The organism is Micavibrio sp. TMED2 (assembly GCA_002168225.1).
Taxonomy (GTDB): domain Bacteria; phylum Pseudomonadota; class Alphaproteobacteria; order TMED2; family TMED2; genus TMED2.
Genome location: NHBH01000001.1, coordinates 778,792 through 791,885 on the forward strand (window position 1 = coordinate 778,792; position 13,094 = coordinate 791,885).

The 13,094-nt window shown below is 60.2% G+C and carries 13 protein-coding genes; 11 read left to right on the forward strand and 2 right to left on the reverse strand.

Annotation, left to right across the window (positions count from 1 at the left end; genetic code table 11):
* The first annotated feature begins 5 nt into the window (after nucleotides 1-5).
* From CBB62_03720 to CBB62_03750, 7 genes are all read left to right on the forward strand, one after another.
* Nucleotides 6-749: an orotidine-5'-phosphate decarboxylase gene (locus CBB62_03720; protein OUT41461.1), complete on the forward strand. Its 744-nt coding sequence runs from the start codon at nucleotides 6-8 to the stop codon at nucleotides 747-749.
* Between the two features lie 53 nt (nucleotides 750-802).
* Nucleotides 803-1,513 carry an N-(5'-phosphoribosyl)anthranilate isomerase gene (locus tag CBB62_03725; protein ID OUT41462.1) on the forward strand — a complete coding sequence of 237 codons (711 nt, stop codon included), beginning with the start codon at nucleotides 803-805 and terminating at the stop codon, nucleotides 1,511-1,513.
* A gap of 47 nt (nucleotides 1,514-1,560) precedes the next feature.
* Nucleotides 1,561-2,790, forward strand: coding sequence for a tryptophan synthase subunit beta (locus CBB62_03730; protein OUT41463.1), 1,230 nt, complete (start codon nucleotides 1,561-1,563; stop codon nucleotides 2,788-2,790).
* The gene (locus CBB62_03735; protein ID OUT41464.1) at nucleotides 2,790-3,644 is read left to right on the forward strand and encodes a tryptophan synthase subunit alpha; all 855 of its coding nucleotides are present in this window, start codon (nucleotides 2,790-2,792) and stop codon (nucleotides 3,642-3,644) included. Before CBB62_03730 ends, CBB62_03735 begins: the two co-directional genes overlap by 1 nt.
* 67 nt (nucleotides 3,645-3,711) lie before the next feature.
* Nucleotides 3,712-4,755, forward strand: a complete 1,044-nt coding sequence (locus tag CBB62_03740) for an acetyl-CoA carboxylase, carboxyltransferase subunit beta (GenBank protein OUT41465.1) — start codon at nucleotides 3,712-3,714, stop codon at nucleotides 4,753-4,755.
* Between the two features lie 14 nt (nucleotides 4,756-4,769).
* Nucleotides 4,770-6,089, forward strand: coding sequence for a hypothetical protein (locus tag CBB62_03745; GenBank protein OUT41466.1), 1,320 nt, complete (start codon nucleotides 4,770-4,772; stop codon nucleotides 6,087-6,089).
* 113 nt (nucleotides 6,090-6,202) lie between these two features.
* On the forward strand, nucleotides 6,203-6,952 hold the full coding sequence (locus tag CBB62_03750; protein OUT41467.1) for a hypothetical protein: 750 nt from the start codon (nucleotides 6,203-6,205) through the stop codon (nucleotides 6,950-6,952).
* A gap of 3 nt (nucleotides 6,953-6,955) precedes the next feature.
* Here the strand turns inward: CBB62_03750 and CBB62_03755 are convergent, their stop codons facing one another.
* Complete coding sequence (locus tag CBB62_03755; protein OUT41468.1) at nucleotides 6,956-7,951, reverse strand: hypothetical protein; 996 nt, start codon at nucleotides 7,949-7,951, stop codon at nucleotides 6,956-6,958.
* A gap of 68 nt (nucleotides 7,952-8,019) precedes the next feature.
* Between CBB62_03755 and CBB62_03760 the strand changes: the two genes are divergently transcribed.
* The 4 genes from CBB62_03760 to CBB62_03775 all read left to right on the forward strand — a co-directional run bounded on the left by CBB62_03760 (nucleotide 8,020) and on the right by CBB62_03775 (nucleotide 12,129).
* Nucleotides 8,020-8,769, forward strand: coding sequence for a DNA-binding response regulator (locus CBB62_03760; GenBank protein ID OUT41469.1), 750 nt, complete (start codon nucleotides 8,020-8,022; stop codon nucleotides 8,767-8,769).
* A 189-nt stretch (nucleotides 8,770-8,958) separates the two neighbouring features.
* Nucleotides 8,959-10,734, forward strand: a complete 1,776-nt coding sequence (locus CBB62_03765) for a hypothetical protein (protein ID OUT42627.1) — start codon at nucleotides 8,959-8,961, stop codon at nucleotides 10,732-10,734.
* On the forward strand, nucleotides 10,731-11,231 hold the full coding sequence (locus tag CBB62_03770) for a hypothetical protein (GenBank protein OUT41470.1): 501 nt from the start codon (nucleotides 10,731-10,733) through the stop codon (nucleotides 11,229-11,231). The genes CBB62_03765 and CBB62_03770 overlap by 4 nt, the downstream gene beginning before the upstream one ends.
* Nucleotides 11,232-11,262: 31 nt before the next feature.
* Complete coding sequence (locus CBB62_03775) at nucleotides 11,263-12,129, forward strand: RNase adaptor protein RapZ (protein OUT42628.1); 867 nt, start codon at nucleotides 11,263-11,265, stop codon at nucleotides 12,127-12,129.
* Between the two features lie 45 nt (nucleotides 12,130-12,174).
* Here CBB62_03775 and CBB62_03780 read toward each other — a convergent pair whose 3' ends face one another.
* Nucleotides 12,175-13,077 carry a coproporphyrinogen III oxidase gene (locus CBB62_03780; protein OUT41471.1) on the reverse strand — a complete coding sequence of 301 codons (903 nt, stop codon included), beginning with the start codon at nucleotides 13,075-13,077 and terminating at the stop codon, nucleotides 12,175-12,177.
* Nucleotides 13,078-13,094 lie beyond the last annotated feature (17 nt).

Sequence of the window (13,094 nt, forward strand, 5' to 3'; positions counted from 1 at the left end):
CTGTTATGACCCTGGTTTTGCAGCCGCATGAACGCATCCTTTGCGCCCTTGATACCAATGACCTGAACGCCGCCAAGGCAACGGTCCGTTCGCTCGCCCCCAATGGCAAGCCGCTGATTGGCGGGGTCAAGCTGGGGCTGGAGTTCTTCTGCTCGCTCGGTCCACCGGCGGTGAACCATATTCGTGCCCTCGGCCTGCCGCTGTTCCTCGACCTTAAATTTCACGACATTCCGAATACCGTTGCCGGTGCCGTGCGCTCGGCCATGAGTGTCGCGCCGACCTTCCTGACCATACACGCCAGCGGTGGCCGGACCATGATTGCCGCTGCTGCCGATGCGGCGAAGCAAGGGGCGGAAGCTCAGGGCGTCCAGCCGCCGATACTGCTGGCGGTTACGGTGCTGACCAGCCTCGATGCCGATGACCTCTCCAGCGTCGGACAGGATCGCAGCGTTGCCGATCAGGTGCGTCGTCTCGGTGAGCTGGCGGTCCAGTCCGGTGCCAATGGTCTGGTCTGTGCGCCGTTCGAGGTGAAGTTCCTGCGTGAGGCGCTGGGCGATGACGTGGTGCTGGTGGTGCCCGGCGTGCGTCCCGAATGGTCGGCCAAGAATGATCAGAAACGGGTGATGACCCCGGCACAGGCGATTGATGCCGGTGCCGATTACCTCGTCATTGGTCGCCCGATTACCGCCAGCCCCGATCCGGTTGAGGCGGCGGGCAAGATCGTTGCTGAAATTGAGGCTGGCGTTTAGGCCGATTTGCCCTAACTCTAGGGTCTGGGTTTTCACCAAGCGGGGCAGCCGTCATGTCAGTCGATGCAAAAATCTGCGGGATCAATGAGCCGAAGGCCCTGCAGGCTGCGGTGTCCCACGGTGCGCGCTATATCGGCTTTGTGTTTTATGAGCGCTCGCCGCGCTATCTGCCGCCACCGATGGCAGCCCAACTGGCAGCACAGGCCGGGACCAGCTCACGGGTGGTTGGCCTGTTCGTTGACCCGAGTGATGATTTCCTCGCTGATGTCATCAGCCAGACCCCGCTCAACATGCTCCAGCTCCACGGCGACGAGACGCCGGGCCGGGTGCGGGAAATCCGTGAGCGCTATTCGATCCCGGTGATGAAGGCATTTCGGATCGGTGATGCCAGCGACCTGAAAACGATCAGGGATTACGAGCCGGTGGCCGACTGGCTGCTGTTCGATGCCCGGCCACCGAGCAATGTGGCCTCTCTGCCCGGCGGTAACGGCCTGTCCTTCGACTGGCGTTTGCTGGCCAATCAGGAGTTCGGGCGGCCATGGATGCTGTCCGGTGGCCTCAATCCGGGCAATCTGGCCGAGGCGGTGGCCGAAACCAATGCCCATACGGTCGATGTTTCCTCCGGTGTCGAGGAACGTCCGGGCAAGAAGGACCCGGCGAAAATCATCGAATTTGTCGAACTGGCCAACAGCCTGCCATCGCCGGAACGGAATAAAGCGCAGAAAAAAGCACAAGCGCTTGGCTTGCTGCTGCCCGAGGGCTAATGTCCCGCGCAGACGGTTTCCGATGTCTCCCTGACGAGAGCAATTACATGAATGTGAATTCCTACAGAGCCGGCCCGGACGAAAACGGGCATTTTGGCATTTTCGGTGGCCGCTATGTGGCCGAGACCCTGATGCCGCTGATTTTGGCGGTGGAGGAGGCCTATAACGCTGCCAAGGCCGATCCGAAATTCGATGAAGAGTTCCAGTACTACCTGAAACATTATGTCGGTCGTCCAAGCCCGCTGTTTTATGCCGAACGACTGACCGAGCATTTCCGCGCGCAGGCGGAGCCGGGCAAGGGTGCCAAAATCTATTTCAAGCGCGACGAGCTGAACCACACCGGCGCGCACAAGATCAACAACTGTGTCGGCCAGATACTGCTCGCCCAGCGCATGGGCAAGACCCGGATCATCGCCGAGACCGGTGCCGGTCAGCACGGCGTTGCCACCGCTACCGTCTGCGCCCTGTTCGGCCTGCCCTGCGTTGTCTATATGGGCAAGACCGATATCGAGCGACAGGCTCCCAACGTGTTCCGTATGAAGCTGCTCGGCGCGGAGGTCCGCCCGGTGACCAGTGGGTCGGCAACCCTGAAGGATGCCATGAACGAGGCGCTGCGTGACTGGGTCACCAATGTCGAGGATACCTTCTACCTGATCGGTACCGCTGCCGGTCCGCACCCCTATCCCGAGATGGTTCGTGATTTCCAGTCAGTGATCGGTATCGAGACCCGTGAGCAGATGCTCGAGGCCGAGGGCCGCCTGCCTGACAGCCTGATCGCCAGCATCGGCGGTGGCTCGAACGCCATCGGCCTGTTCCACCCGTTCCTTGATGACCGTGAGGTGAGCATGGTCGGGGTTGAGGCCGGTGGTCATGGTCTCGACAGCGGCGAACATGCGGCGTCCCTGACCGGCGGGCTGCCCGGTGTGCTCCATGGCAACCGCACCTTCCTGCTGCAGGATGATGACGGCCAGATCACCGAGGCCCATTCGATCTCTGCCGGTCTCGATTATCCCGGCATCGGCCCGGAACATGCCTGGCTGCATGAGCAGAAGCGCGTGGAATATGTGCCGATCACTGATGCCGAAGCGCTAGAAGCTTTCAAGCTCTGTGCGGCCAAGGAGGGCATCCTGCCTGCGCTTGAGCCGTCCCATGCGCTCGCCGAAGTCATGAAACGGGCACCGAAACTGCCTGCCGACCATCTGATGGTCATGAACATGTGTGGCCGGGGGGATAAGGATATCTTCACCGTCGCCGAGGCTCTGGGAGTCGAGATGTAATGAGCAATGTTGTTAATTTTGCCGCTGCCGGTGAAACCCTGTTCGGCAAGCATCGCCTCGAGGCACGGTTTGCGGCACTGAAAGCCGAAGGCAAGACCGGGCTGGTTACCTTTATCACCGCCGGTGACCCCGAGCCGGGTATCAGCCAGCAGGTGCTGAACGGTCTGCCCGCTGCAGGGGCCGATGTGATCGAGATCGGTATGCCCTTCACCGATCCGATGGCCGATGGTCCGGCGATTCAGGCTTCAAGCCAGCGTGCGCTTGCCGCCGGAATGACGCTCGCCAAGACGCTGGCCATGGTTGCCAATTTCCGCGAGCAGGACAAGACCACGCCGATCGTGCTCATGGGCTATTACAACCCGATCTATCGCTACGGCGTTGATCGCTTCATCACCGATGCGCTTGCTGCCGGTGTCGACGGTCTGATCGTGGTCGATCTGCCGCCAGAGGAAGATGCCGAGCTGTGCCAGCCTGCCGTCGAGGCGGGGATGAGCTTCATCCGCCTGATCACCCCGACCACCGATGCGGCGCGGCTGCCGGCGGTGCTGCGCAATACGTCGGGCTTCCTCTACTATGTATCGATCACCGGTATCACCGGTACGGCCTCGGCCAATCTCGTCAAGGTACAGGCCGCTATTGATGACCTGAAAGCACATACGGAACTGCCGGTCGCGGTCGGGTTCGGCATCAAAACCCCGGAACAGGCGAAAGAGATGTCCACATTGTCCGATGCGGTTGTGGTCGGTTCTGCTATTGTGGAAACGCTTAAAAACGCCTATCAAGGCGGGTCTGATGACGCGGTTTCAACCACGCTTGGCTTCGTTGCCGAGCTGTCGGCCGCTGTACGCTCCTGATAACAAACGTACGCATTGATATGGCGTACGCCTGCTAGGGTGCAGGTTTGCTTGGGTTTTTTGTACGATGAATTGGCTTACCAACTATGTTCGTCCGCGCATTCGCGCGCTGGTTGCTCCACGGGAAGTCCCCGATGATCTGTGGAAGAAGTGCCAGGCTTGTGGGTCCATGATCTACAACAAGGATCTGGTGGCCAATAATATGGTGTGCCCGGAATGCTCGCACCATATGCGCCTGAATGCGAAACAGCGCCTCGAACTGATGTTCGATAATGGTGCCTATGAACTGGTCGAGTTGCCGAAGACACCAGCCGATCCGCTCAAGTTCCGTGACAGCAAGCGCTATGCCGACCGTCTGCGCGATGCCAAGTCGAAGACCGGTCGCGATGATGCGATCATGGTTGCCCATGGCAGCATCGACGGGGTCAAAACCGTGATTGCCGCTTTTGACTTCTCCTTCATGGGTGGGTCCATGGGTATTGCGGTTGGTGAAGGGATCGTCACGGCGGCACGGCTGGCCGTGGCACAGGAAGCAGCGCTGATCGTCGTACCTGCTTCCGGCGGTGCCCGGATGCAGGAAGGTATCCTGTCCCTGATGCAGATGCCGCGCACAGTCATTGCCTCGCAGCAGGTGCGTGAGGCTGGCCTGCCCTATATCGTGGTGTTCACCGATCCGACCACCGGCGGCGTCAGCGCCAGTTTTGCCATGCTGGGTGATGTGCATATTGCCGAAACCGGTGCCCAGATTGGTTTTGCCGGTGCCCGGGTGATCGAGGAAACCATGCGCCAGACCCTGCCTGACGGGTTCCAGCGCGCTGAGTTCCTGCATTCTCACGGCATGGTTGATCTGGTCGTGCATCGCAAGGACCTGAAAGCGACTCTTGGCCGAATTCTGAACCTGCTGACCAAGCCATATGCCGAAGCCCAAAAGCCTGCGCCGAAAGCCGCCACCAACGGTGCCAATGGCAATGGTGCTGCTGCGAGCAAGGCCAATGGCTCCGACCATATCAAGGGCGGTCTGGCCGAAGACGGCGCCGAGGATGCGGATGACGGTCTGGAAATGGCCGCACCGGACAGCCTTAAAAAGCCGGACGGCAAGGCGAAGAACTAGGATCACCGGCAGCCATGATCGCGGCGGACAGCAACCATCCCGTTGATGTTGTGCTGGCGCGACTGTTGCGCCTGCATCCGAAGCTCATTGATCTGTCGCTTGATCGTATCGAGCGATTGCTGGCTGCACTCGATAATCCGCACCACCACCTGCCGCCGGTCATTCATGTGGCCGGTACCAATGGCAAGGGCTCGACCATTGCCATGATTACCGCGCTGGCGGCCAGTCAGGGCTTGCGGGTGCATCGCTATACCTCACCGCATCTGGTGCGCTTCAACGAGCGCATTGCCCTGTCATGCGGGCCGGGACAGTTGCCGCAGCCGATTGATGACCAATCCCTGCTTGCCTTGCTGGATAGGGTTGAGGCCGCAAATGGCGGCGTGCCGATCACGTTTTTTGAGGTAACGACCGCGGCGGCCATGCTGGCCTTTGCCGAAGCCCCGGCCGATCTGGTTGTGCTCGAGACCGGGCTTGGGGGTCGGGTCGATGCCACCAATGTGCTGGCGGCACCAGCGCTCAGTGTCATTACCGCCATCGGCCTCGACCATATGGGCTTTCTCGGTGATACCGTGGCAGCGATTGCTGGAGAAAAGGCCGGGATCATCAAGCATGGGCGTCCGGTAGTACTGGCGGCGCAGGCCCATGATGCCGCGGTTCAGGTGGTTGAGGAGCGTGCGCGCCAGCTTACTGCACCGATCCTGCCTCTGTCCGAGCATCCGATTGGCAGGCTGGGTCTGGTCGGCAGCCATCAACCGGCCAATGCCCGCGCAGCACTCACTGCTTTCGAGGCCTTTATGGCCCAGCGAGGCGAGGCGATTGACTGGCCAACGGCAGAACAGGCGCTGGCCAGCGTGCAATGGACTGCCCGCCTGCAGCGCCTTGCGGATACCGCCTTCGTTGCCGAGTTCGGCCAGCGCCGCGAAATATGGCTCGATGGTGCCCATAACCCCGAAGGTATGGCGGCGCTGATGCATAGCTGGCAGCAGATGCATGGAACTGGTGCGGCAGGTCTGGTGATCGGGGTGATGGCGAACAAGGATTTCACCACCATGGCGCATTATCTGGCGGACCGGTTCAGCCATATTGTCACCGTGCCAGTGCCGGGTACCGAAGCCGGCATGCCGCCAGCCGATCTCGCTGCCGTTATCGATGGCTGCGATGACGTTACCGCCAATGTCTTGGTCGCGAGTGACATCGTCGAGGCCATGGGAAAACTGGCGGAAACTCTGCCCTCTGACGCGCCGATACTGATTGCCGGTTCGCTCTATCTCGCCGGTGCCGTGCTGCGCCATCTTGAGGGTGAGGCCGGGCGTCTGGCGCTGGTTGGCGTCTGATATTTCGCCACAGGCTCACATCAGTGTGACCGAACGTGGCTTGTCATCTGCCCGTATTGCGCTTTTTCTGGTAGTAAGGAAGCACAACAGAGTTGAAAAACGGCAGAACGGCCATGACACATAAAATCGCATCGCGGATTGCATCGGGTTTTCTCGGGCTTGGCCTGCTGGTCGGGCTGATGATCCCACAGCTGGCGAACGCGCAGTCAAAGCCTGTGGTGGTGGAGCTATTCACCTCGCAGGGCTGTTCATCCTGCCCGCCCGCCGATGCGCTGCTTGGTGATCTCGCCCGCCGCGACGATGTGATTGCCGTTGCCTATCACGTGGATTACTGGAACCGGCTCGGCTGGGTGGATCGTTATTCTTCGAAATGGGCGACTGAGTTGCAATCGGCCTATAGCCGCGCCCATGGACGGCGCAACAATTATACCCCGCAGATGGTGATACAGGGTGAGACCGATGAGATCGGGTCGCGCCGCAATGATGTCCTCGAAACAATCGCGACCTATCAGAAGAGTTCACGACCGAATGTGCCGGTCCGCATCCTGAAAAAACCGGATAACCAGCTGCAGGTGGGCGTTGATGGCATGGATCACGGGGTTGAGGCGGAAATTATCCTGCTGCGCTTCAAGCGTCATGAGCGACAGCCCATCGGCAGCGGTGAGAATGCCGGTCGGACCCTTAATCACTACAATGTGGTGTATGAGCGCCGTATTCTTGGCCGCTGGCGTGGTGAGCCGGTGAGTTTCGACGTTGCAGCACCACAGGAAACTGACAACAGCGGTCTCGCCGTACTGGTTCAGGCCCGTAATCACGGGCCGATCCTTGGGGCCGGGAAGTTTGTGTCGGCATCCCTTAACTAGCTATCAGGTCTGATCCGAGGCCGAGGCATCGCGCGCGGCCCGGGCGAGCTGGGTGAACACCGCACGCGCACCGGCCGGATTGCGCAAGGGTATCTCGAACCGGTGGCGTGCCCAGCCAAGATTGCTGTCCATCACGTCAAAGCCTTCACAATCGATGCCGGTCATACGCCAGCGTCCTTTCGGCATGCCGGTGACGTTGTGACAGATATCGCGCAGCGCATCCTCATGATCCGCATTCATATGGTCGATGATGTCGGGCTCCGCATGGGCCATGGCCTCGGCGCGCTCATGGGCAATCAGCAACTGGTCGGGATTGATGTCGTGAATGGCACCGAACCCGGCAACCATATGACTGTCCTCGACGAGCAGGCGATAGACCCGGAAATCGCTGAACTGGGTATAGCGTCCGGCATCGGGGTGGCGGGCCAGAAACCGCTCCATCAGTGCCGGGCGGTCGACATTGTCGACCAGTTCGATGCGACCGGTAACGGTCAGGCGGCCCTGGGTCATGGGATCGCCGCGATCCTCGGTCGCGCCATCGGTGCCATGGGCCTGTCTGGCCCTCACCACGCTCGGCTGCGCTTCTTCCACCATTACCGAGGCCCGTGCATCCTGTGCGATGTTTTGCGTATGTCGGGCAAGGTCCGAAAGCAGCATCACCGGCTGTCCCTGCTGGTCGGTTGCAACCGAGACCAGTGAGACATGGGGTACGCCGTGACTGACCGTGCCCAGTGCGCCGAACCGGGCGCGGCGCAAAAGGCCACGGGCGGTAATGGCCGGGGTCAGCGAGGGGCGGTTGCTGCTCATGTCGGTCTCTCGATCGTGTGCATACCGGTGGAACTTATCAACAGACAGGACAACAGATAAGGCCATTTGCCCATAAATGACCACCGGGTTTGCCGGATAAGGCACAAGTTTCTGCCGAATTGGCGCCATATTCATGACGGATCGTGTGAAAGACGGCATAATGATGGTTGGTGGCAGGGAACCCGGGTGCAAGCGGGGCAAATCTGGGCCAATCCGGGTTATTTGATGCCAATCTGGTTTATTTGATGAAAGTATGTTCCATGACCAATTCGATCGTTCTGGTTGATGATGACCGCAATATCCTGACTTCTGTGTCCATGGCGCTTGAGGCAGAGGGCTTTAATGTCCGCACCTATGGCGATGGCGATGAGGCATTGCGCGGACTTCAGGACAACATGCCCGATCTGGTTGTGCTCGATATCAAGATGCCACGGCTGGACGGTATGGAAACCCTCGCCAGATTGCGCCAGACCAGTCAGGTGCCGGTAATTTTCCTGACCTCCAAGGATGATGAGGTCGATGAGCTGCTCGGCCTGCGCATGGGCGCCGATGATTATATCAAGAAGCCGTTTTCCCAACGCCTGCTGATCGAGCGTATCCGCTCACTGCTACGGCGTGAGAGTGCCCGCAGCCAGGCCGGTAAATCCGATGAGAACATCATGGATCGCGGTGACCTGATCCTTGATATGGATCGCCACTTCTGCACCTGGCAAGGTAAGGAAGTACCGCTGACCGTCACCGAGTTCCTGCTGATCAAGACCCTGGCGCAACGTCCGGGCCATGTGAAAACCCGTAATCAGCTTATGGATGCCGCCTATGGCGAGCACATCTATGTGGATGATCGCACCATCGACAGCCATGTGAAGCGGGTGCGCAAGAAGTTCAAATCGGTCGATGACGACTTCTCCGGCATCGAAACCCTCTATGGCGTTGGCTATCGCTACCGCGAGCATGGCGACGGTCTCGAGGATGGCAAGGCTGCCGATGCGCCGGAGCCGACCGACGCCTGATCCGGCGCTATTTGGCCACTGCCCTTTTTTCAGTGTATCCTTTGCTGTATTGACCATTGTCATGCAGGCGATTGCTGACGGCTTCGGCAATGCAAGGTTACTGGTGGTATTTTGAACGAGATAAAGCGTCCATCGAGTGCTGGCGACAATGACCGGCTGATCCCCGGTGATGCCTATGCATCGCCGAAGATGGCGCGTCCGCTCATCAACCACCATGCGCAGGCGACCGGACATGACCCGGCCCAATCCCGTGCCGGTGGTCAGGTCGAGCATGATGAGCCAGAAGCCAAGCGGGCACTCGGACAGCGTCCGTTCTCAACGCTCACCTTGCGTATTCTCGCCGTAAACCTGGTCGCGCTGCTGATTCTGGTGGCTGGTGTCATGTTCCTTGATCAGTACCGCAAGCAACTGGTTGAGCGCGAACTGGCAACATTGCTGGTCGAGGCACGGGTTTTCGCCGCACTGGTGTCTGAAGGCGCGGTGATCGAGCAGGTGGAAGGCGAGCGCGATATTGCCCTGTCGCCGCAACTGGCCCGCCAGATGGTGCGTCGCCTGACCGAGACGACGCAGGTTCGCTCCCGGCTGTATAATGCCAATGGCGAGTTGCTTGCCGACAGCCATTTGCTGCGCAGTGGCCTTGGGCTGGTGGAAATCGAGGAACTGGCCCCGCTGGACGAACAGAGTCCAGAGAGCTGGAAAGGGGTCGGGTCACTGTTCGATGACCTGTTTGCCCTGCTTAGCATCAGCGATCCGCCACGTATCTACTCCAATCCGGAAGAGCATGGGCTGATGCTGATCGGTCCGGCAACCCAGTATGTGGGCCGTGCACTTGCCGGTAATGTCAGCGCCAACAGCTGGGGCAATCGCGAGCAGGGCATTATCCTGACCGCTGCCGCGCCGGTCCAGCAGTTCAAGAAGGTTCTGGGCGCGGTGCTGCTGATCCGTGATGGCAGCGGCGTTGATGCGGCCATGGTCGAGGTCCGACGCTCAATCCTCTATATGTCGATGATCGCGCTGTCGGTCACCGTGCTGTTATCGCTCTATCTGGCCGGCACGATCGAGCGACCCTTGCGTCGGCTGGCGCGGGCCGCTGATCTCGTGCGTAACAGCCCCGGTCGCACTGTCGCTGCGATTCCTGATTTCACCGCCCGCAATGACGAGATCGGCGATCTGTCACTGGCCCTGCGGGAGATGATGGAATCGCTCTGGCAGCGGATGGATTCCATTGAGGCCTTTGCCGCCGATGTGGCCCATGAGATCAAGAACCCGTTGACTTCCCTGCGCTCGGCGGTCGAAACCGCAGCCCGGCTCAGTGATCCCGATCAGCAGCGCAAGCTGATGGGCATCATTCAGGATGATGTTCGCCGCCTTGACCGGCTGATCAGCGATATTTCTGATGCGTCCCGCCTTGATGCCGAGTTGTCGCGGGCGGATTCCGAAAGCATTGACCTCAATATTATGCTGTCGACCCTCGCCGATATTCACCGGCATACGGTGCAGGCACAGGAAGACAAGGCGCCATCGGTTGTGCTGGCCTTGCCCGATACGGTGCTGAAGGTGCGGGCGCTCGAGGGGCGGCTGGTGCAGGTGTTGCAGAACCTGATTGGCAATGCCATTTCCTTCTCCCCGGCGAATGGCCGTATCTGGCTCAGTGCCGAACAGCAGGGAAATCAGGTTGTGATCTGTGTCGCCGATGAGGGGCCGGGCATCCCAGAGGGCAAGCTGGATGCCATATTCAGCCGTTTCTACTCTGAGCGACCAAAGACGGAGAAGTTCGGTACCCATTCCGGTCTGGGGCTGTCGATCTCGAAACAAATTGTTGAGGCGCTGAACGGCAGCATTCATGCCGAAAACCGTTATGAAGGCAGCCAGATTGTCGGTGCGCGCTTTATCATCAGACTGCCGATCGAGCGATCGACACGGGAGAGCCGCCGCGAGGATGGCAGCCGTCGTGGTGGTGCATGACAGGTGCCGAGCGAGGTAAGGCATTGACCGGCAAGCCCCTGACCATCCGACGCCATGCCAGCACCGTTTCAATCGCCGGGCTTGGCTCGATCCTGATAGAGGGACCGTCCGGTAGCGGCAAATCCATGCTCGCCCTGCATCTGATCGAACGCTATGGTGCTGAACTGGTATCTGATGACCAAACCCTTCTAAATCAGCTTGATAGTGGCGATTATATGCCCGACTGTCCGACAGAAATCAGGGGCCGTATCGAGGTGCGCGGGGTCGGGCTCGTGCCCTATCCGGTCGCTGGGGAGCCTGAACCTGTGCGGCTGGTCGCCCGGCTTGGTGACCGGGATGCGGCGCAGGCGCTGGAGCGGCTGCCGGAGGTATTGCCGGTTACGGTCATCGGTGATCGGTCCGTGCCCATGTTGCCGCTGACCATGCTCGAATTCGGCGTTCCGGAACGTGTGCTTGCAGCTTTGCGTTTAGCTGTGCATATGCATTCAGAGGGATAATTGCCCCGTGACCGGCAAGCAGCGTATTGCAATGAGAAACCGTCTGATACTCGTCACCGGCATGTCGGGTGCCGGGTTGTCCAGTGGCCTGAAGGCGCTGGAGGATCTCGGCTTCGAGGCCGTGGACAATCTGCCCCTGCCGCTGCTGGAAACACTCGTGGCGCAGGGTGATCTGTTGCGTCGGCACATGGCGGTCGGCATCGACACCCGGACCCGCGGTTTCGCCGCCGACAGCCTGATTGCCCAGCGGGATCAGCTTGCGGCTTCAACCCATGGCGATGTGCAGATACTGTTCCTCGATTGCAGTGACGAGGTGCTGGCCCGCCGCTTCACCGAAACCCGACGGCGGCATCCGCTGGCGCTTGACCGACCGGTGGCGGATGGCATCGCCAAGGAACGGCAGGTGCTGCAGCCGCTGAAGGAACAGGCCGATCTGGTGATCGACACCACGGACCTCAATATCCACGATCTGCGGCGTCTGATGACCGGGCATTACGAGATCGGCGGTCGCAACCGGCTCGAGGGCTTTGTCACCTCGTTTTCATTCAAGAAGGGCGTGCCGCGCGATGCCGATCTGGTCTTCGATGTGCGCTTTCTCGCCAATCCCCATTATGATGAAAAGTTGCGCCCGCTGACCGGGCTGGATAAGCCGGTGGGTGAGGCGATCATGCAGGACCCGGATTTCGCGGCATTCGAGCAGAACCTGCTCAGTCTGCTGAAACCGCTGCTGCCGCGCTACCGGACCGAGGGCAAGCGTTATCTGACCATTGCCATCGGCTGTACCGGCGGCAAGCACCGCTCGGTGTTCATGGCTGAACGGATCGCGGCGGCATTGACCGATGACCAGTTCAAACCGCAGGTGCTGCATCGGGATTTACCGGCTAATATTCCCCAGTAAAACAGGCAGGATAACGATTCCTGTACCGCCAAATTTGCGGGAAGCTCAAGGCCAGGCAGTGTCCGGTGGCAGGCTCATCAGGATCGCCTCGATATTGCCGCCGGTCTTCAGGCCAAACAGTGTGCCGCGATCATAGAGCAGGTTGAATTCCACATAGCGCCCGCGTTTTTCACGCAGGGCCTGTCGCTGCTCGTCGGTCCAAGGCTGATCCATATGGCGGCGGACAATCTGCGGATAGATATCGAGAAACGCCTTGCCAACATCCTGCGTGAAGGCGAAATCCGCCTCCCAGTTACCGCTGTCGAGGGTGTCATAGAAAATGCCACCGATGCCGCGCGGTTCCTGTCGGTGCGGCAGGTAAAAGTAACGGTCGCACCACGCCTTGTATTCCGGATAGTAGCGCGGATCATGGGCATCGCATGCCTGTTTCAGCGCGTTGTGGAAGGCATCGGTATCGGCGGCTTCGGGAAAGGTCGGGGTCATATCCGCGCCGCCGCCGAACCAGCCGACCCGGGTTACGATATGGCGCGTATTCATATGAACCGCAGGGACCAGCGGCGAGTGCATATGTGCCACCAGACTGATCCCGGCTGCCCAGAACGCGCCATCCTCACCGGCCCCGGTCATGCGTTCGCGAAACTCAGGCGAGAAATGGCCGTGGACGGTGGAAATATTCACCCCGACCTTCTCGAACACCCGCCCGCGCATGGTCGACATGGTGCCACCGCCGCCGACAGCGCCGGTCACCTGATCGGTGCGTTGCCAATCCTTGCGGGTGAAACGGCCCAGCGGCTGGTCACTGTTGGTGCCGGCAAGGTCATCCTCGATCGCCTCGAATGCCGCACAGATACGGTCGCGCAGCTCGGCAAACCAGTCGACAGCACGCTGCTTCTGCGTTGCCGTCGGTACGGTTGTCGGCTTTTGGCTGGAGAGTTCGTCAGTGTGCATGAAACTAATCCTGTGCG

Bases quoted from the DNA above. Each gene is read 5' to 3' on its own strand.
- CBB62_03720 (OUT41461.1), top strand. From the start codon at position 6: ATGACCCTGGTTTTGCAGCCGCATGAACGCATCCTTTGCGCCCTTGAT.
- CBB62_03725 (OUT41462.1), top strand. From the start codon at position 803: ATGTCAGTCGATGCAAAAATCTGCGGGATCAATGAGCCGAAGGCCCTG.
- CBB62_03730 (OUT41463.1), top strand. From the start codon at position 1,561: ATGAATGTGAATTCCTACAGAGCCGGCCCGGACGAAAACGGGCATTTT.
- CBB62_03735 (OUT41464.1), top strand. From the start codon at position 2,790: ATGAGCAATGTTGTTAATTTTGCCGCTGCCGGTGAAACCCTGTTCGGC.
- CBB62_03740 (OUT41465.1), top strand. From the start codon at position 3,712: ATGAATTGGCTTACCAACTATGTTCGTCCGCGCATTCGCGCGCTGGTT.
- CBB62_03745 (OUT41466.1), top strand. From the start codon at position 4,770: ATGATCGCGGCGGACAGCAACCATCCCGTTGATGTTGTGCTGGCGCGA.
- CBB62_03750 (OUT41467.1), top strand. From the start codon at position 6,203: ATGACACATAAAATCGCATCGCGGATTGCATCGGGTTTTCTCGGGCTT.
- CBB62_03760 (OUT41469.1), top strand. From the start codon at position 8,020: ATGACCAATTCGATCGTTCTGGTTGATGATGACCGCAATATCCTGACT.
- CBB62_03765 (OUT42627.1), top strand. From the start codon at position 8,959: ATGGCGCGTCCGCTCATCAACCACCATGCGCAGGCGACCGGACATGAC.
- CBB62_03770 (OUT41470.1), top strand. From the start codon at position 10,731: ATGACAGGTGCCGAGCGAGGTAAGGCATTGACCGGCAAGCCCCTGACC.
- CBB62_03775 (OUT42628.1), top strand. From the start codon at position 11,263: ATGAGAAACCGTCTGATACTCGTCACCGGCATGTCGGGTGCCGGGTTG.
- CBB62_03780 (OUT41471.1), bottom strand. From the start codon at position 13,077: ATGCACACTGACGAACTCTCCAGCCAAAAGCCGACAACCGTACCGACG.